This window comes from Streptomyces sp. NPDC002276, assembly GCF_053891435.1.
In genome coordinates this window covers 98,102-116,389 of sequence record NZ_JBSFCQ010000014.1, presented here as the reverse complement: position 1 = coordinate 116,389, position 18,288 = coordinate 98,102, and the positions used below count along the sequence as shown (strand labels likewise).

The window sequence follows — 18,288 nt, the reverse complement described above, 5'->3', positions numbered from 1 at the left end:
GGCGGGCTGTCAGTGGGCGTCGGTATGGTCCCCGCCCATGACATCGACACCACCGACGCCATCCGCCGAAGCCGCCTTCGTGACCACCACCCGGACCTTCTACGACGCGGTCGCCGAGGACTACGCGGAGATGTTCGCCGGAGAACGCACCGGGCCGCGGGACGGCACCGTACTGGCCGACTTCGCCGAGCTGGTGAACCGTGGCGGAAGGGGCGGCCAGGTGGCCGACCTGGGCTGCGGGCCGGGCCGTACGACCGCGTATCTCGCCTCCCTCGGCCTGGACGTCCTCGGCCTCGACCTGTCCGGGTCGATGCTCGCGATCGCGCGCCGCGAGAACCCGGACCTGACCTTCCGGCAGGGTTCGATGCTGGACCTGGACATCCCCGACGGGGCGCTCGCGGGAGCCGTCTCCTGGTACTCGTCCATCCACACCCCGGTGGATGAACTCCCGTCCCTCTTCGCGGAGTTCCACCGTGTCCTGGCACCCGGCGGCCATCTCCTGATCGCCTTCCAGGCGGGCGACCAGCCCCTCACCCTCGACCGGCCCTTCGGCCACCCGGTCCGCCTGGACTTCGAACGGCGGCGACCGGAGACGATCGCCGGGCTGCTGGAGGCGGCGGGGTTCGCGCTGCGGTCACGGACCGTACGGGAGGCGAACACCGAACTCGGCGAGTCGTCACCGCAGGCGTTTCTGACCGCCATCCGCGAGACTGCGGCTTTGTTCTAGGGCCCGGCGGGCGCCGACCTCGCTCGGGTACACACGGACGGTGAAGGCGGCGATCACCGTGCCGACGCACCAGGCGAAGAGCGACGGCACGACCGGGAGCACGAGCAGCGCGGGGAGGAACAGGGCACGGCCCAGGTTCTGGCCGCGTTGCGTCCCGTACCGCTTCTCGATCCAGGCCTGCTTGGGAGTCGGCGGGTCGAGCATCTTCTCGCGGATCTCCCGGTGCTGCTTCACCCACCCCCACACCAGGGCCACGCAGGACGCGGCGATCTGCGTCCAGTCCCACAGCATGCGCGGGAGCGGGGGCAGGTGGACGCGGAACGACTGGTACACCTCGACGACGACACCGCACATCATCGCCATCAGCACGAACCAGAGCAGCGCGCTGGAGGCCCGCCGCAGCCAGTAGCCCGCGCCGCGCTTGTACCAGCTTCGGCCAAGGCCGGGGATCTTGGGAACGTCTGAGGGGATCATGTTCCGGACGGGTGCTCCTGGAGCCAGCGGCGGGCGCCGACCTCGCTGGGGTATTCACGGACCGCGAACGCGGCGACCACCCAGCCGACGCAGCCCGCCACGAGGGCCGGGGCGACCGGTGCCGCGACCAGCCAGAGGGCGCGGCCCGCGACGGCCAGTCCGGTGGAGCGCCGGGTCTCGTCCCGCTTGGCCCGACGGGCTTCGCCGGGCGTGGGCGGGTCGAGCAGCTTCTTGTGGAGGTCCCGCCGCTGCACCCGCCACCCCCAGGCAAGGGCCACGACGGACAGCACGGCCTGCGCCCAGTCCCACACGGTGCGCACGGTGGGCGGCAGGCTGGTGCGGAAACTCCCGTAGAGGACGAGCGCGATGTAGCAGAAGAAGGCCAGCACCGCGAACCAGAGGAGGGCGCCGGAAGCCCGGCGCAGCCAGTATCGGGTGCCCCGCGCGTACCAGGTGGTGCCGAGCCCGGGGAGGGCGGGAATCCGGGCCGGGGTTCCGGAAGCGGCGCCCTTACCAGGAGCGGCGCCCTTAGAAGATGCTTTTGATGCCATGCCAGACGTCGTCCTTCAGTCGTTTGAAGTCATGCCCGGTCTCCGTCATGACGTTGCCCGCTCCGTGCAGCACACCGCCGACGACCCCGTGGTCGTGGATGTCCTCGCTCCAGTGCTCGTGGAAGGCGTGGTCGATGACTCCGGTCGCCCCGACGACGATCGCGCCGCCCACCCCGGCCACGACGATCGCGGGCGCTTCGAAGGGTGCGGCGGCCACCAGACCGGCCGTGATGGCCGCACCGGCGACGAGCCCCGCCACGTTGGCACCGCCGTCCACGGCGACCGAGTGCTGCCAGGACCAGCCCTTGTCGTGATCGTCGGATGCCTCCAGGAGCCCGCAGGCGCCGGCCGCGGCGACATCCAGGACCGGAATCTCCTTGAGGAAGTCCGGCAGCTTGTCCAGGCTCTCGCCCGTGCGCAACGCGTCGGCGGCGTCGCCCAGTTTGACGTTGAGGGCGCGGTCGTAGGGCAGCTTCGTGCTGCCGTTGTCCGCGGCGGCGATGTCGTCCTCCAGGGACCGCACCTTGGCGACCGCGTCCGCGTAGGCCCCCTTGGCCGGGAGATCCTTGGGCAGTGCGCGGCCCGCCTTCTGGAACGCCTTGCGTTCCACGCGGAGTTCCTTCTTGGCCTCCTGCGCCTCGGACTTGGCGTCGTCGATCTTGGTACGTGCCTTGGCGCCGTCGACCCGGGTGTCCTCGGCGTCGAACGCGTACAGGCCCCGCAGGTAGTCCGCGACGGTGACCTTGTCGCCGGTCGACACCGCCGCGGTCACCTGCTCGTACAGCCCTGTGAGCCGGTCCGCGGCCACCAGCCGGGCCTGCTGGGCGGTGTGCAGGACCTCCTTGCGGACCGTGTCGTACTCGGTCATCGCGGAGATCGCCTTCTGGTCCGCCGCGCTCGGCGGATCCGCCGTGACCATGGCCAGCGGCACACCCTTGTCCCCCATCGGAACGCCCTTGCCCGTGGCGACGTGCTCGGCGTTCTGGAGCGCCGTCTCGCACGCGGAGAGCGCGTCGGCGAGGGTGTCGAGGATCTCTCCGGCGGAGTGCACCAGACCGGCGAAGGCCCCGGCGGTCACCGCGTCCTCGGTGTAGGTGGCGCGGAAGGACTCCGCCGACTCGCCCTTCCAGCCCGCGTCGTCGACCAGGGCGTCCACCGCGCGCGTGAGCGGAGTGATGACGTCGTCGAGCTTGTCCTTGGCGTTCTTGTACGTCGTGGCCATCGTGCGGAGCCCGCCGATGTCGCCACCGACCCAGCTGTCGGTCATCGGCCCCTCATTCCGCCATCAGGTCTTCGAACACACCGTGGACGTCGACGTCGTGCCGGTGGAAGGAGTCGCGGGCGTACGCGACCTTGTCGCCCCGGTCGTCCAGCCGGTCGGCGAAGCCGATGTGGAGGGCGACGATAAGATCGGCGACCTCCTTGATGGCGTGGTCGAGACCCGCGTCCCCGCCGCTCACCACGGGCGGCGCCACCTGGTCGTGCAGCTTCCGGTAGTCCGTGGCCTGGTCGTGGAAGGTCGAGGCCATCGAGGTCAGGTCGCTCATGACCGCCTTGAAGTCGGCCGACATCAGCGCACCTCCCGCGCGTAGGCGGCCAGATCGACCGGCTCCCAGTTCCGTTGTCCGGCGGCGACCCGTGGGTCGAGCAGTACGGTCGCTCCCCGCCCGACCAGCCCCTCGGCCAGCGGCCCCAGCGAGGTCGCGACCCACGGCTGGGCGTCGCCGAGCGCCTCGACCAGCTTCTCCAGGGTCGTGAAGGCGAAGGCCACGGTCCCGGTCGCGTCGGTGGGATGCGCGAAGAGTTCGTAGGCGACGAACGGCACGCGGACCGGCCGCCCGTCGTCGTCCACGGCGTCGACGTAACGGGGATGGGCGGGCACGAAGACGGGCGTCTCGTACGGCGGCACCCCGGGCCGCGGCCCCGGCCGCCCGGCCGCCGAAGCCCCCGGTGGCGGTGTCGCCTCCACGTAGTCGAGCAGGCTCGACCGGCGCACCTCCGGCACCTCCCCCGCCGTCGGCCCCTGCACGTACTCAAGAAGGCGTGAACGGTTCGGCTCCCCCACCGCCGTCTCCTCATCCCCGTAGGTCGTGATCGTCGCTGTGGACGTGTTCGCGCCATCACAGTAGCCACCGACCGAGGGCCCAAATCCGGCTATGTCCGCCCTGCCGACCCGTTGCATGCGCAATGCATACGGCCGCTTGGGGTCGGCCTGGTCATCCCTTGACCCCGTGATGACCAGGCCGGACCCACAGCTCTACGACCGCTACAGCGCCCCCGCCAGATCCAGCGCCGCCACATACCCGAACGTCATCGCCGGGCCGATCGTCGAGCCGGCGCCCGCGTAGCTATGGCCCATCACCGCCGCGCTCGCGTTGCCCGCCGCGTACAGGCCGGGGATCACCGAACCGTCCGCCCGCAGCACCCGCGCCCGTGCGTCCGTGCGCATGCCGCCCTTGGTGCCGAGGTCGCCGGGGACGATGCGCAGGGCGTAGTACGGGGGCAGCCAGAGCGGGGCGAGGCAGGAGTTGGGGAGGATCGCGGGGTCCGTGTAGTAGTGGTCGTAGGTGCTGTCGCCGCGCCCGAAGTCGGTGTCCTTGCCGCTCGCCGCAAGGGAGTTGAAGCGGGTGACGGTGGAGCGGAGGGCCGCCGCCGGGACGCCGATGGAGGTGGCGAGGGCGTCCCACGTCCACGCCTTGTAGGCCGCGCCCGAGTTGTACCAGGCGTCGGGGAAGGGGAGCGTCGGCAGGATGTCCCGGAAGAGGTAGCGGTTGCGGTAGTTCTGGTCGACGATCAGCCAGGCCGGGATGTCAGGGGCGGCGGGATTGCGGTCGTACATCGTGTGGACGACGTCGCTGTAGGGGGCGGCCTCGTTGACGAAGCGGGAACCGGCCTGGTTGACCAACAGGCCGCCGGGGAGGGTGCGTTCGGCGAGGCAGAAGTACGGGTCGGCGGGGAGCGGGATGGCCGGACCCCACCAGGCGTCGTCCATCAGCGCGAGCGAGGCGCCCACCCTCTGCCCCGCCTGGATGCCGTCGCCCGTGTTCTCCTTCGCGCCGACGGTCCAGTCCGTGCCGATGGGCTGGCGCTGGTACTGGGCGCGCATGGCCGCGTTGTGCTCGAAGCCGCCGGAGCCGACGACGACACCGCGCCGGGCGCGGACCAGTCCGGCGGTCCCGTCGCGGGTGACGACGGCTCCGGTGACGGCACCGCTCTCCAAGTACAGGTCGGTCAAAGGGGTGTTGAGCCACACCGGCACCTGCGCGGACTGGAGTCCGGCGCGCAGTCCGGCGGCGAGCGACTGCCCCATGGTGAGCGGCTTCTGCCCGAGCAGCGCCGCCTGCGTCCCCCGCGCCAGACACGCGGTCGCTACGGCGGCGCCCTTGGCGTTGACCGCGGCCAGGTCGAGCCACTTGTAGTCGGCGCTGAAGACGACCATGCCGGACGGGACGGCCAGGTACGGCGGGTTGAGGTGGGCGAGTTCGGTGCCGAGGATGTTGCCGTCGAGCTGATCGGGTTCTATGGAACGGCCGTTGGGGAGGCCGCCCGGCAACTCCGGGTAGTAGTCGCTGTATCCCTCCATCCAGCGGAAGCGCAGCGGGCTGTTGGCCATGACGAAGGAGATCATGGCGGGGCCGTGGGCGAGGAAGGACTGCTGGCGGTCGGCGGGGACGTCGGCGCCGACGACCGCGGCGAGGTAAGTGGCCGCCTTGGCAGGGGTGTCGGGGACTCCGGCGGCCAGGATGACGGGGTTGTTGGGGATCCAGATCCCGGCGCCCGAGCGGGCCGCCGAGCCGCCGAAGGTGGGCGCCTTCTCGACCACGACACAGCTCAGGCCCTGTTTGGCGGCGGTCAGTGCGGCGGTCATCCCGGCCGCGCCCGACCCGATCACCACGACGTCGTAGGTGCCGAGGAGGGGAAGGTCGGCCGCGTGGGCCGAGGAGGAGACTCCGGCGACGGCGAGCGCGGCGACCGCACCACCGGCCAACACGCTTCTTCTGCGCGGGAGTTCCGCATGTGCGTCCGTGCTCGGGGTCATGGCCGCTCCAGCCCGACGGGAAATGGGCTGGGAATGTCGCGCGGGGGTCTTGTGAAGTCAATAACCAGGTCCACACCAAAACACCAAATCACCCTGAACAGCGCTTAGTTCGCGTTCAGGTCCGCAAACCGCGCTCAGTTCGCGTACAGCGCCTCGATGTCCTTGGCGAAGTCCCGCATGACGACCTCGCGCCGCAGCTTCATCGACGGCGTCAGATGTCCCGCCGCCTCGGTGAAGTCGACGGGGAGGACGCTGAAGCGGCGGATGGACTCGGGGCGGGAGACGAGCTTGTTGGCGTCGTCGACGGCGCGTTGCAGGACCGATCTCAACTCGTCGTCGTCGACGAGGAGTTCGGCCGGTACCGGATGCTTGCCGTTCATCTGGCGCCAGTGGGTGATGCCGTCGAGGTCGAGGGTGATGAGGGCGGCGACGTAGGGGCGGCGGTCGCCGACGACGATGCAATGGCCGATCAGGGGGTGGGCGCGCAGCCAGTTCTCCAGCGGGGCCGGGGCCACGTTCTTGCCGCCCGCGGTGATCAGGATCTCCTTCTTGCGGCCGGTGATGGTGAGATAGCCCTCGTCGTCGAGGCGGCCGATGTCGCCGGTGGCGAGCCAGCCGTCCTGGGACGCGGAGGCGACCCCCTCGCCGTGCGGGTCCCAGTAGCCGCGGAAGACCTGGCCGCCGGCGAGCAGGATCTCGCCGTCGGAGGCGATGCGGACCTTGGTGCCGGGCATGGGCCAACCCACCGTCCCCAGGCGGGGTTTGAGGGGCGGTGTGCAGGTGGCCGCGGCCGTGGTCTCGGTCAGGCCGTAGCCCTCGAAGATCTCGATGCCCGCGCCCGCGTAGAACGCGGCGAGGCGGCGGCCCAGTGGGGAGCCGCCGCAGATGACGTAACGGAGCTTGCCGCCAAGGGCGTTGCGGATCTTGCGGTAGACGAGCGGGTCGTAGAAGGCGCGGGCCGTCCGCAGCGGGCCGCTCGGGCCGGAGCCCTTGCCGGACTGGCGGGTCTCCAGGGCCTCGCCGTAGCGGACGGCCGCGTTGGTCGCGCGGTCGAAGACCTTGCCCCGGCCGCCCCTCTCGGCCTTCGCCCGCGCGTTGTTGAAGACCTTCTCCAGCATGTACGGGATGGCCAGCAGGAAGGTGGGCTGGAAGCTGGCCAGGTCGGCGAGCAGGTCCTCGGACTTGAGGCTCGCGGCGTGGCCGAGGCGGACCCGGGCGCGGATGCAGGCGACGGCGACCATCCGGCCGAAGACATGGGAGTAGGGGAGGAAGAGGAGCGTGGAGGGTTCTTCGTTCGGCTTGTTCTTGAAGACGCCGTAGAGGAGTTCGATCGCGTTGTCGACCTCGGCGAGGAAGTTGCCGTGGGTGATCGCGCAGCCCTTGGGGCGGCCGGTGGTGCCCGAGGTGTAGATGACGGTGGCGAGCGTGTCGGGCAGCAACACCCCACGCCGTACGGCGACTTCCTGGTCCGGGACGCCCCGGCCGAGCTCGGCCAGCCGGTCCAGGTGGCCCTTCTCGAAGACCCACATGTGGCGCAGGTCGGGGAGGCGTGGCGTCTCCGGGCCGAGCGACGAGGCCTGCGCGACGGTCTCGGCGGCCATCGCCACCGCGCCCGTGTCCTGGAGGATCCAGCGGATCTGGAAGAGGGAGGAGGTCGGGTAGATGGGGACGGTGACCAGACCGGCCGCCCACGCGGCGAAGTCGAGGAGCGTCCACTCGTACGACGTGCGCGCCATGACCGCGATCCGGTCGCCCGGCGCGAGGCCCTCCGCGATCAGCCCCTTGGCCACGGCCTGCACCTGCTCGGCGAACTCGGCCGCCGTGACGTCCGCCCAACTCCCGTCCTCCGCCTGCCTGCTGAGGACCAGGTGGTCGGGGGCCGCCGCCGCGTTCTCGAACGGCACGTCGGCGAGCGAGCCGTGCGTGGCCGGCGCCACCAGCGGCGGTACGGACACCTCGCGGACCACGCCGTCCAGCCGCCGTATCTCGGGCTCCACGAGTACGGGCGCGCCGTCGTAGTCGTAGCCGGACGGGTAGGCGAGGGACATGGCAGCTCCTGAGGCGCGCAGCTTGTACCGCTCTGCTGCATTAGGTACGCATGGCGCGTACCGAGGCGTTCATCCGGGCCCGGGGCAGGGTGTTACCTCGGGTCAGGTCGCAGATCGTACGGGCCTCTCGTGGGGACTTGGTGCGGTTTCGGGGGTGGTACGGAGCCGGGCCTGTGCAACCTCGGCGGGTTCGCAGGGTTTTGTCGGCCATGTGCGGGCCTTGTGCTGCCGGTGCGTCACCCATGCACCCGCCATGGACGCCCGGCTCGTCGTCCAGCCCGTTGTCCAGCTCGCCGTCCAGCTCCTCGTCCGGCTCGCCCCACTTGGCCTTACCTGCGGTAACCTTACTCCGAAGTAAGCCGAAAAGAGCCGCCCAGGACACCACCCGGGAGTGGGACATGGCCAACCCCTATCCACCCCTCACCGACACCCCCGCGCTCACCCCGCTCCTCCTCCGCGGCGCCCTCCTCTCCCCCTTCAAACGGCCCCGCGCCGACGCCGACTTCCCCCGCACCCGCCTCGTCCTGCCCGGCGTCCGCGTGGACCTGGCCAAGCTGGCCGCCTACGAACGCGTCTGCGGCTTCCCCACCGGCGACGACGCCCTCCCCGTCACCTATCCGCACGTCCTCGGCTTCCCGCTGGCCATGCGCCTGATGAGCTGCCGCGCCTTCCCGCTGCCGCTGCTCGGCCTGGTGCACACCTCGGTGGAGATCACCCGGCACACCGCGATCCCCGCCACCGGCGAGTACGAACTCACGGTGTACGTCGACGAGTTGGCCCCGCACCGCCGGGGCACGGAGGCGACGGTCACGACGGAGATGCGGACCGGCGACGCACTCGTCTGGGAGTCACGGAGCACCTATCTCGCCCGGCACCGCACCGAGGCGCGGGCTCCCAGGGCGACCGAGGAACCGCCGCCGCTGCCCACCGTCGCCGAGTGGCGGCTCGGCGAGGACGTGGGCCGCCGCTACGGAGCCGCGTCCGGCGACCGCAACCCCATCCACCTCCACCCGCTCACCGCCCGCCTGTTCGGCTTCCCCCGCGCCATCGCGCACGGCATGTGGACGGCGGCCCGCTGCCTCGCCGCCCACGGAACCCCCGAACGCGCGCTGGTACGGGCCGAGTTCAGGGCGCCGGTGCTACTGCCGGGAACCGTGGAGTACGCGGCCCTCGACGACCGCTTCGCCCTGCGGGACCCGGCCGGGCGGATACACGTGGAGGGGTTCGTCCGCCCGCCCGTTGTCTGAACACCCATGAACAATGGGCGAACAAAACATGTCCGCCCCCTTTCGGGCGATCGCGAAACTCCAGGCGAACAAAGGGCCGTTGAGCATTCCACACAGGAAAACCCCAGCTCACCCAAGGCTCTTTCAAGCGATCACTCATGCATTCCTCAGGCTTCCTTCTTACCCTCGGCTCACTTCGCCGGACCCGCCAGGAAGGGCCCCTGAGCCATGCCCCCCAGACGCATCGCCGTACTCGCCGACTCGGACACCCGCTGGAAGTGGGGCGCGTCCGTGGCCCAGCAGATCGCTCCCGGGCACGCCCTCGACGCGTACTTCCTGCGCGGCCGGTCGACACCCACCGAGCGGCAGCTCGCCGAGATCGGCATCGAGCCCGACAGCCGGCGCGAACTCAGCGCCACCGAACTGGTCGACGACGCGGACCTGGCGAACGCCGACATCGTCGTCATGGCCCTCGTGGGCGGCACGGTCCTCGCCCTCACCCACAGCCTCGGCCTGGCCTGGGCGGGTCGCGAGCACCGGCCCATCACCGTCACCGGATACGTCGGCGTCGTCTACGAGAAGATGGTCGACGGACTGATGACCCGCGCCGGGAGCGACATCGTCCTCGCCAACTCCGCCTACGACGCGGCCCGGTTCAGCTCCGCGTTCGCGAGCGTCGGTGTCGACCCGGAGTCGGTGGTGGAGTGCGCGCTGCCGTTCCTCGGCGGCGAGCCCTACCAGCCGTCCGACGAGCGGCCGTTCACCCTCACCTTCGCCGTCCAGCCGTCCGTGCCCAAGAGCAAGCAGGACCGGCTACGGCTCCTGGAGCGGGCCGCCGCACACGCCCGGCGCCACCCCGACCGCGAAGTCCTGATCAAACTGCGCAGCCTCCCCGGCGAACACACCACCCACGTCGAGGCCGACCCCTACCAGCTCCTCATCCAGGAACTGGCCGAGCCCGCGCCCGCCAACCTCCAGTTGGTCTACGGCAACATGGGCGAGGTCCTCGACCGCACCGACCTGCTGGCGACCGTCAGTTCCACGGCCGCCCTGGAGTCGATGCACCGCCGCATACCCACCGCGATCCTCACCGACTTCGGCGTCCGCGAGGCGCACGGCAACCACTACTTCATCCACTCCGGCTGCCTGGCCTCCTGGGACGACCTCGACGCCGGCGCCCAGCCCCTGCCCGACCCCACCTGGGCGGCCGCACAGGGCATCGGCAAGAGCGACCCGTACGCCGCCGCCCGCACCCGAGTCGCCGCACTGCGCGCCGCCGGTCCGCTGCCGATGCTGCGCCCCTACTACTCGCCGCAGCGCGCGGGCATCTACCTCGACGGCCTGCTGACCCGCAACGGCTTCGACGAGAAGGGCCGCCCGCTGGCCGTCCCGCTGGGCGCCGCAGGCTCGGGCCGCGTGAAGAGGGCCGTACGAGGTGTCGCCCGACGCGGCGCCAAGGCCGTCTACCGGGTGGGTTATCAGCGGGTCGCGCCGACCCTGCGCAAGTGGGGGGCCACGTGAGCTGAGCGGTACACCGTTCTAGCGGTCCCCGATGGCGGTGGGCGGCGTCCAGGGCCGCCCCTCCACCAGGTTGCCGAGGCCTGCCCACGCGAAGTTCATCAGGGTCGCCGCCGTCTGCTTCGCGGTGACGCCCGGGGTGGCGTTGGACCAGGCGGCGAGCGACTCGGCGGCACCGACCAGCGCCTCCGCGAGGCCGGCCACCTCGCGCTCGGCGAGGTCGGGATCGCGGTCGCGGTGCGTCTCGCGGGCGGTGACCGCGATCAACTCGGTGACGAACGCGACGAGTTCGGCACGCATCGCGGCCACCTCGGCCGCGAACGGCTCCCCGTGGGTACGGGCCTGGAGATGCAGGACGGACCAGCCGTCCGGGTGCTGGGCGGTGTGGGTGAAGAACGCCCGCAGCCCGTCCCAGAGTTGGCGGTCGGCGGGCGAGCGGGTGTCGACCCCGGCCCGCACCGCCTCGGTGAGCGCCTGGCCCTCGCGCCGGATGCACGCGGTGAACAGGTCTTCCTTCGAGTTCAGATAGAGATACACCAACGGCTTGGACACGCCCGCGAGTTCGGCTATCTCGTCCATCGACGCGGCCATGTAGCCGCGCTGTCCGAAGGTCCGCACGGCGGCGTCGAGCATCTGCTGCTCGCGGACCGCACGCGGCATCCGCTTGGTCTTCACGGCACCCATGGGGGCAAGGGTAGTTGGGCCCCGGTGCTAGGAAGTCTGACCTTGGGGGTGGGACGTCGGCTGGGCAGCGTCCACGGTCTCGTCCTCCTGGCTGCGGTTGGCGTCCAGGTTCGCCTTCATCCGGTCGACCCGCTCGACGATCTGCACCGAGGCCCGGTCGCGCACCCCGCGCAGCACCACGAAGCTGATCGGCGCCGAGATCACCAGCGCCAGCAGGACGATCCACATGCCGTTGGACTCACCGAAGCCGCGCGGGAAGACGCCGAGATAGACGAGGCCCCAGACGACGCCGAGGCAGCCCGCGAAGACCCCGAGGCGCCACAGTGTGTAGCGGAACATCTCAATCCACTCTTCCGATTCGGGACAAGGGCATCAATCAGTGAAGCACGATGCCGCACCGATCTTGCATGGGGGTCACAGCAGGGGGGCACAGCAGGGCGATCACAGCAGCGGCAGCAGCATGAAGATGTCGTCCCGGTCGTCCCCCGGGGCGACGCGGATCGCGCCGGGCACCCGGCCGACCTCCTTGTAGCCGCAGGAGCCGTAGAACCGCTCCAGGCCGTGCCCGCCCCGGCAGGTGAGCCGTAGCGCCTCGATGCCGTCGATGCCGCGGGCGGCCCGCTCGGCGGCGGCGAGCAGGTCCCGCCCGTACCCCTTGCCCTGGTGGCGGGGGTGGACCATCACCGTGTAGAGCCACAGCCAGTGCAGCATCAGCCGGTGCGTGTTGAACGCGAGGAACACGGTCGCGGCGACCGTGCCCGTCTCGTCCCGGCCGACCAGCAGCCGGGTGCGGCCCTCCGCCATGGAGACGAAGTGCTTGATCAGCTCGGGCCGTATCTCGTCCACCGTGACCGGCGCGACGAAGCCGACCGAGCCGCCCGCGTTGGAGACGTCCGCCCAGAGGGTGAGGATCTCCTCGCGGAGGGCAGGGGTTATCGCGGGGTCCAGTTCGAAAGTGAGCGCCATCGTCGTGCGGTCACACTCGCATCGGCTGCGGGGACTCGCGCCGCGCCGGGTCCGGGCCGTCGTACTCGCGGATGATCTCGTAGCGCGTGTTCCGCTCGACCGGCTGGAAACCGGCGTCGCGGATCAGGTCGAGGAGGTCGTCGCGGGTGAGCTTGTTCGGGGTGCCGTAGTTGTCGGCGTCGTGCGTGATCTTGTACTCGACGACCGAGCCGTCCATGTCGTCCGCGCCGTGCTGGAGGGCGAGTTGGGCGGTCTGGACGCCGTGCATGACCCAGAAGACCTTGACATGCGGCACGTTGTCGAACAACAGCCGCGAGACCGCGAAGGTCTTCAACGCCTCGGCACCGGTGGCCATTTGGGTCCGCGCCTGAAGGCGGTTCCGGACCTTCCCGTCCTTCATGTCCACGAAGTCGTGCTGGTAGCGCAGCGGGATGAAGACCTGGAAACCGCCGGTCTCGTCCTGGAGTTCACGCAGCCGCAGCACGTGGTCCACGCGGTGGCGCGGCTCCTCGATGTGGCCGTAGAGCATGGTGCACGGGGTCTTGAGCCCCTTCTCGTGCGCCAGCCGGTGGATGCGCGACCAGTCCTCCCAGTGCGTGCGGTGGTCCACGATGTGCTGGCGGACCTCCCAGTCGAAGATCTCCGCGCCACCGCCGGTGAGGGATTCGAGACCGGCGTCGATGAGTTCGTCGAGGATCTCGGAGGCGGACAGCCCCGAGATGGTCTCGAAGTGATGGATCTCCGTCGCCGTGAAGGCCTTCAGCGAGACGTTCGGGAGGGCCTTCTTCAGCTCGCTCAGGGACCGGGGGTAGTACCGCCAGGGGAGGTTGGGATGGAGCCCGTTGACGATGTGCAGCTCGGTGAGGTTCTCGCCCTCCATCGCCTTGGCGAGGCGGACGGCCTCCTCGATGCGCATCGTGTACGCGTCCTTCTCGCCCGGCTTGCGCTGGAACGAGCAGTAGGCGCAGGACGCGGTGCACACGTTGGTCATGTTGAGGTGGCGGTTGACGTTGAAGTGGACGACGTCGCCGTTCTTCCGCGTCCGCACCTCGTGCGCCAGCCCGCCGAGCCAGGCCAGGTCGTCCGACTCGTAGAGCGCGACGCCGTCCTCGCGGGACAGCCGCTCACCGGAGCGGACCTTCTGCTCCAGCTCACGCTTGAGCCCGACATCCATGCCCATACCTCTTCCTAAGACAGACTTCTAGAACGGTACGCCTACGACTCTTCCGGCAGCTCTCCGACCCGGTTCTCCCACTTCGTGGAGAGCACGATGGTCGTACGGGTACGGGACACGCCCTTGGTCCCGCTGAGCCGCCGGATGGTCTTCTCCAGGCCGTCCACGTCCGGTGCCCGCACCTTGAGCATGAACGAGTCCTCGCCCGCGATGAACCAGCAGTCCTCGATCTCGCTGAGGTCCTTCAGCCGGGCCGCCACGTCCTCGTGGTCGGCGGCGTCCGAGAGGGAGATGCCGATCAGGGCGATCACGCCGAGGCCGAGGGAGGCCGAGTCGACGGTCGCGCGGTAGCCGGTGATGACACCGGCCGCCTCCAGCCGGTTGATGCGGTCGGTGACGCTGGGTCCCGACAGGCCGACGAGGCGCCCCAGCTCCGCGTAGGAGGCCCGGCCGTTCTCTCTCAGGGCCTGGATGAGCTGCCTGTCCACCGCGTCCATGCGATCGATTGCCTTCCGGTGATGACGATGAGGATGAATTGCTGGGTGCCGTAGGTCAGTTGTCGGTGGTGCGGGAACCCCCGAGGTCACCCTGCCACCGGCGGTACAGATCGTGCTCGACACCCGCCGCGTCCAGGACCCGCCCGGCGACGAAGTCCACCAGGTCCTGGATGTGGGTGGCGCCGGCGTAGAAACCGGGCGAGGCCGGCACCACGGCCGCGCCCAGGTCGTCCAGGGTCACGAGATGCCGCAGCGTCTGCCCGTTCAACGGCGTCTCGCGTATGGACACCACCAGCCTGCGGCGCTCCTTGAGGGTCACGCTCGCCGCGCGCTGCAACAGGTCCTTGCTGAGCCCGAGGGCGACCCCGGCGACACACGCGGTCGACGCGGGCACGATCAGCATCCCCTTCGAGGGGTACGACCCCGAGGACGGCCCCGCCGCGAGGTCGCCCGCGCCCCAGTGCCGTACGGCGGTGATGTCGGGCTGGAAGGTGCCGGGCTTGCCGTCGGCGCCGCGGGCCAGCCATTCGCGCAGGTCGTCCTGCCAGTGCGCGTCCCTGAAGGAGATCCCCGTCTCGTCGAGGAGGGTGAGCCGGGACGCCCGGGACACGACGAGGTCGACACTCTCGCCCGCGTCGAGGAGCCCGCGGAGCACCGCAGCCGCGTATGGGGTGCCGGAAGCGCCGGACACCCCTACGATCCAAGGCGTACGCGGCGTCTCTCCTGGCTTGACTGGGTTCACGGGACCGAGCCTAGCTGGCGTCGCGGAACGGGAACCGGCCAAGGGGGCCGGGGCGTTCTTCTGTGGGGACGAGTGGACCGTGGGGGGTGCCATGTCCGGTACGGAGTTGGAGTGGTCGCGGGGCGACCGCGCGAAGGCCGCGGCCAAGCTGATGGTGGGCTGGGTCGCGCTGTTGTGGCTGCTCGAAGTGGTGGACGTGGTGTCCGGCCACGCGCTCGACAGCCTCGGGATCGTGCCGCGCGAGCCGTCCCAGCTGATCGACATCGTGCCCGCCGCGTTCATCCACTTCGGCTTCGCCCATGTGGCGGCGAACAGTGTGCCGCTGCTGGTGTTCGGCTTCCTGGCGGCGCTGGGCGGCATCCGCAGGTTCGCGGCGATCTGCGCGCTGATCATCGTCGCGGACGGTCTCGGGGTCTGGCTCATATCCCCGGCCCACACCAACACGGCGGGCGCCTCCGGCCTGATCTTCGGCCTCTTCGGCTTCCTGCTGATCACCGGCTTCGTGGAGCACCGCCCGCTGGGCATCGCGGTGGGCCTGCTGATCGGCACGGTCTGGGGCACGTCGATCCTGCTCGGCCTCGCGCCCACGCAGTCGGGGGTCAGCTGGCAGGCGCATCTGATCGGGCTGGCGGCGGGGGTGGGGTCGGCGTTCGCGTTCCGGCGGCCCGCACAGCAGAGGCCGACGCTTCAGGCCTGAGAGCGGGCTTTCGGGTCCACCGGGAGGCGAGCGGTGGGGATCGTCAGCTTGCCCAGGGGGGAGTGGACGATGATGTCGGGGCCGTAGGGGAGGGTGTCGCGGCCGCGGTAGCCGTCAGATCCCGGGTTCCACATCGTGACGCAATGGCCCTTGAGGGAGTCGAAGATCAGGTAGTTGGCGATACCTCGCGAGGCATACCAGCGGGGCTTGACCTCGTAGTCGCGGTGGATGCTCCCTTGCGACACCACCTCGGCCACGAACTCGATGAGGTCCGGCGGATACGCACCGCGGTTCTCGGCCCCCGCCGTAGCGGGGATGACCGCGAGGTCCGGGCAGAACTCATTGGCGTCGTCGAACGGAAAGGCCACATCGCTCACCAGGCCCCAGTCCGACGACAGCTGCCCCTCGACGGCGGCCCACAACTGCTGAATCGTGCGCCCGTGGTGCGGTGTGACCGGTGTTGCCATCACGCTGCCCTCGACGATCTCTGTCAGAAAACCGGGAAACGCGTCCTCGAAACGAGAGAGCTGCGCGTGCAGACGGTTCATGAACCGCACGCTACTCACACGGTCAGACCCCGAACCAGAAGATCGAGAAGCGCACACACGAACAGGGCAATGCCGATGAAGCCGTTGACGCTGAAGAACGCGCGGTTGAGGCGGGACAGGTCATGGGGGCGCACGATCGAGTGCTCGTACACGAACGCGCTCGCGACGATCAGCAGGCCGAACCGGTAGAAGGCACCGGCGCCGGTTGCCACGCCGTACCCGATGAGGAGAACCGTGGTGATGGCGTGGCAGGCTCGCGCGGCCCAGATGGACGCCGGGATGCCGAAGCGGGCCGGGACCGACATCACACCGGTCTCGCGGTCGGTCTCGATGTCCTGGCAGGCGTAGATCAGGTCGAAGCCGCCGATCCAGATGCCGACGGCGAGGCCGAGGATCACCGCGTCCCAGGACCACTCGCCGGTGATCGCCAGCCAGCCGCCGACCGGGCCCATCGCCTGGGCGAGACCGAGGATGGCCTGCGGGAAGTTCGTGAACCGCTTGCCGTAGGGGTAGATCACCATCGGGATCACCGCGATGGGGGCCAGCGCCAGGCAGAGGGGGTTCAGGAGCGCGGCCGAGCCGAGGAAGACGACCAGGGCGACGAGCGCGCCCGTCCACGCGTGCTTGACCGTCATCGCGCCGGTCACCAGCTCACGGTGTGCCGTGCGCGGATTACGGGCGTCGATCTCCCGGTCGATGATCCGGTTCACCGCCATCGCGAACGTCCGCAGCCCCACCATGCAGATGGTGACCAGCAGCAGCCGCCCCCAGTGGATGTTCTTGTCCCACTGGAACATCGCGGTCAGCGCCGCGATGTAGGCGAAGGGCAGGGCGAAGACGGAGTGCTCGATCATGACGAGGCGTAGGAACGCCTTGGTGCGCCCCGGCTGCGGGATCGCGGCTGATGCGCTGCTCACGAAAGTCCGTACTCCTTCCACCGGCGGTCGACCTTCGCCGCCGTCTCCGGGTCGGACAGCACCATCTCGGGCCAGCCGCCGTCCCGCGTGTAGCCCTCCTCGGGCCACTTCCTGGTCGCGTCGATCCCCGCCTTGCCGCCCCAGAACTGCTGGTAGGAGGCATGGTCGAGATGATCGACGGGTCCTTCCACGACCGAGAGGTCGCGGGCGTAGTCCGTGTTGCCGAGGGCCCGCCACGCGACCTCGTGCAGATCGTGGACGTCGCAGTCGGCGTCGACGACCACGATCAGCTTGGTCAGGGACATCATGTGCGCACCCCAGACCGCGTGCATCACCTTCTGCGCGTGCTTCGGGTACTTCTTGTCGATGGAGACGATCGCGCAGTTGTGGAATCCGCCCGCTTCGGGCAGGTGGTAGTCCACGATGTCCGGCACGATGATCTTCAGCAGGGGGAGGAAGAAGCGCTCCGTCGCCCGTCCCAGCGGTCCGTCCTCCGTCGGAGGGCGGCCTACGACGATCGACTGAAGCAACGGCCGCTTCCGCATCGTCACGCAGTCGATGGTGAGGGCCGGGAAGGGCTCCTGCGGCGTGTAGAACCCGGTGTGATCCCCGAACGGCCCCTCCGGCAGCATCTCGCCGGGCTCCAGCCACCCCTCGATGACGACCTCGGCCTGCGCCGGCACCTGCAACGGCACGGTCTTGCAGTCGACCATCTCGATCCGCTTGCCCGCGATGAACCCGGCGAAGAGGTACTCGTCGATGTCACCGGGGAGGGGCGCGGTGGAGGCGTAGGTCACGGCGGGCGGACACCCGAAGGCGATCGCGACCGGCAGCCGCTCCCCGCGCCTGGCCGCGACCTGGTAGTGGTTCCGGCTGTCCTTGTGGATCTGCCAGTGCATGCCGATGGTGCGCTTGTCGTGCCGCTGGAGCCGGTAGAGCCCGAGGTTGCGGATCCCGCTCTCCGGGTCCTTGGTGTGCGTGAGCCCGAGGTTGAAGAAGGACCCGCCGTCCTGCGGCCAGGTGAAGAGCGCCGGCAGCGCGTCGAGATCGACGTCGTCGCCCGTGAGCACGACCTCCTGCACGGGCGCGTCCTTGACCTTCTTCGGCGGTACGTGGGTCATCGACCCGAGTTTCCCGAAGGCGTCCCGCACCCCCACGAACCCCTGCGGCAGCTCGGGCCGCAGCAGCCCGCCGATCTTGTCGGAGATGTCGCCGTACGACTTCAGCCCGAGGGCCTTCAGTAGCCGCCGGTCGGTCCCGAAGACGTTCATGGCGAGGGGCATGGAGGACCCCTTCACCTTCTCGAAGAGGAGCGCGGGCCCACCGGCCTTCTGGACCCGGTCGACGATCTCCCCGACCTCCAGGTACGGGTCCACCTCGGCCTTGATGCGCTTGAGGTCTCCCTCGCGCTCCAGTGCCCTGAGCAGGGAGCGAAGATCGTCGTAAGCCATGTGTCCAAGTATCGGCCACCCGCTAACCT

The 18,288-nt window shown here is 70.0% G+C and carries 20 protein-coding genes; 4 read left to right on the top strand and 16 right to left on the bottom strand.

The window, feature by feature from the left end; genetic code table 11:
- Positions 1-37: 37 nt before the first annotated feature.
- Positions 38-727 carry a class I SAM-dependent methyltransferase gene (locus tag ACWIHT_RS31495; RefSeq protein ID WP_456171677.1) on the top strand — a complete coding sequence of 230 codons (690 nt, stop codon included), beginning with the start codon at positions 38-40 and terminating at the stop codon, positions 725-727.
- On the opposite strand, the gene ACWIHT_RS31490 is transcribed toward ACWIHT_RS31495, so the two are convergent.
- The 7 genes from ACWIHT_RS31490 to ACWIHT_RS31460 form a co-directional block, all read right to left on the bottom strand.
- Complete coding sequence (locus ACWIHT_RS31490) at positions 677-1,201, bottom strand: hypothetical protein (RefSeq protein ID WP_456171676.1); 525 nt, start codon at positions 1,199-1,201, stop codon at positions 677-679. The two genes, ACWIHT_RS31495 and ACWIHT_RS31490, sit on opposite strands and share 51 nt — an antisense overlap.
- On the bottom strand, positions 1,198-1,752 hold the full coding sequence (locus tag ACWIHT_RS31485) for a hypothetical protein (protein WP_456171675.1): 555 nt from the start codon (positions 1,750-1,752) through the stop codon (positions 1,198-1,200). The genes ACWIHT_RS31490 and ACWIHT_RS31485 overlap by 4 nt, the downstream gene beginning before the upstream one ends.
- The gene (locus tag ACWIHT_RS31480) at positions 1,730-3,019 is read right to left on the bottom strand and encodes a WXG100 family type VII secretion target (protein ID WP_456171674.1); all 1,290 of its coding nucleotides are present in this window, start codon (positions 3,017-3,019) and stop codon (positions 1,730-1,732) included. Before ACWIHT_RS31480 ends, ACWIHT_RS31485 begins: the two co-directional genes overlap by 23 nt.
- A gap of 7 nt (positions 3,020-3,026) precedes the next feature.
- Positions 3,027-3,323, bottom strand: coding sequence for a DUF6317 family protein (locus tag ACWIHT_RS31475; protein WP_456171673.1), 297 nt, complete (start codon positions 3,321-3,323; stop codon positions 3,027-3,029).
- Positions 3,323-3,817: a hypothetical protein gene (locus ACWIHT_RS31470; protein ID WP_456171672.1), complete on the bottom strand. Its 495-nt coding sequence runs from the start codon at positions 3,815-3,817 to the stop codon at positions 3,323-3,325. Before ACWIHT_RS31470 ends, ACWIHT_RS31475 begins: the two co-directional genes overlap by 1 nt.
- Before the next feature lie 201 nt (positions 3,818-4,018).
- The gene (gene kstD / locus ACWIHT_RS31465) at positions 4,019-5,791 is read right to left on the bottom strand and encodes a 3-oxosteroid 1-dehydrogenase (RefSeq protein WP_456171671.1); all 1,773 of its coding nucleotides are present in this window, start codon (positions 5,789-5,791) and stop codon (positions 4,019-4,021) included.
- A gap of 134 nt (positions 5,792-5,925) precedes the next feature.
- On the bottom strand, positions 5,926-7,839 hold the full coding sequence (locus tag ACWIHT_RS31460; protein ID WP_456171670.1) for an AMP-dependent synthetase/ligase: 1,914 nt from the start codon (positions 7,837-7,839) through the stop codon (positions 5,926-5,928).
- Positions 7,840-8,237: 398 nt separating this feature from the next.
- On the opposite strand from ACWIHT_RS31460, the gene ACWIHT_RS31455 reads away from it, so the two are divergent.
- Complete coding sequence (locus ACWIHT_RS31455; RefSeq protein ID WP_456171669.1) at positions 8,238-9,086, top strand: MaoC family dehydratase; 849 nt, start codon at positions 8,238-8,240, stop codon at positions 9,084-9,086.
- 207 nt (positions 9,087-9,293) lie between these two features.
- On the top strand, positions 9,294-10,586 hold the full coding sequence (locus tag ACWIHT_RS31450) for a DUF6716 putative glycosyltransferase (RefSeq protein WP_456171668.1): 1,293 nt from the start codon (positions 9,294-9,296) through the stop codon (positions 10,584-10,586).
- Between the two features lie 18 nt (positions 10,587-10,604).
- Here the strand turns inward: ACWIHT_RS31450 and ACWIHT_RS31445 are convergent, their stop codons facing one another.
- From ACWIHT_RS31445 to ACWIHT_RS31420, 6 genes are all read right to left on the bottom strand, one after another.
- A complete protein-coding gene (locus ACWIHT_RS31445) occupies positions 10,605-11,267 on the bottom strand; it encodes a TetR/AcrR family transcriptional regulator (RefSeq protein WP_456171667.1) in 663 nt (220 codons plus the stop codon).
- Positions 11,268-11,294: 27 nt separating this feature from the next.
- Positions 11,295-11,606: a DUF4229 domain-containing protein gene (locus ACWIHT_RS31440; protein WP_201055011.1), complete on the bottom strand. Its 312-nt coding sequence runs from the start codon at positions 11,604-11,606 to the stop codon at positions 11,295-11,297.
- A gap of 102 nt (positions 11,607-11,708) precedes the next feature.
- A complete protein-coding gene (locus tag ACWIHT_RS31435) occupies positions 11,709-12,233 on the bottom strand; it encodes an N-acetyltransferase family protein (protein WP_456171666.1) in 525 nt (174 codons plus the stop codon).
- Positions 12,234-12,243: 10 nt separating this feature from the next.
- Positions 12,244-13,407, bottom strand: a complete 1,164-nt coding sequence (mqnE, locus tag ACWIHT_RS31430; protein ID WP_019074323.1) for an aminofutalosine synthase MqnE — start codon at positions 13,405-13,407, stop codon at positions 12,244-12,246.
- A gap of 41 nt (positions 13,408-13,448) precedes the next feature.
- Positions 13,449-13,904, bottom strand: coding sequence for an Lrp/AsnC family transcriptional regulator (locus ACWIHT_RS31425; RefSeq protein ID WP_019074324.1), 456 nt, complete (start codon positions 13,902-13,904; stop codon positions 13,449-13,451).
- A gap of 55 nt (positions 13,905-13,959) precedes the next feature.
- Positions 13,960-14,595: a UbiX family flavin prenyltransferase gene (locus ACWIHT_RS31420; RefSeq protein ID WP_456171665.1), complete on the bottom strand. Its 636-nt coding sequence runs from the start codon at positions 14,593-14,595 to the stop codon at positions 13,960-13,962.
- Positions 14,596-14,737: 142 nt separating this feature from the next.
- On the opposite strand from ACWIHT_RS31420, the gene ACWIHT_RS31415 reads away from it, so the two are divergent.
- Entirely contained in the window at positions 14,738-15,343 is a 606-nt protein-coding gene (locus ACWIHT_RS31415; protein WP_456171664.1) for a rhomboid family intramembrane serine protease, read from the top strand.
- Here ACWIHT_RS31415 and ACWIHT_RS31410 read toward each other — a convergent pair.
- From ACWIHT_RS31410 to ACWIHT_RS31400, 3 genes are read right to left on the bottom strand one after another with little or no spacing between them, the layout of a single operon-like run.
- Positions 15,334-15,891: a Uma2 family endonuclease gene (locus tag ACWIHT_RS31410; RefSeq protein ID WP_456171663.1), complete on the bottom strand. Its 558-nt coding sequence runs from the start codon at positions 15,889-15,891 to the stop codon at positions 15,334-15,336. The two genes, ACWIHT_RS31415 and ACWIHT_RS31410, sit on opposite strands and share 10 nt — an antisense overlap.
- A gap of 14 nt (positions 15,892-15,905) precedes the next feature.
- Positions 15,906-16,808, bottom strand: coding sequence for a menaquinone biosynthesis prenyltransferase MqnP (gene mqnP, locus ACWIHT_RS31405; protein WP_456171662.1), 903 nt, complete (start codon positions 16,806-16,808; stop codon positions 15,906-15,908).
- Entirely contained in the window at positions 16,805-18,259 is a 1,455-nt protein-coding gene (locus ACWIHT_RS31400; RefSeq protein WP_456171660.1) for a menaquinone biosynthesis decarboxylase, read from the bottom strand. Before ACWIHT_RS31400 ends, mqnP begins: the two co-directional genes overlap by 4 nt.
- Positions 18,260-18,288 lie beyond the last annotated feature (29 nt).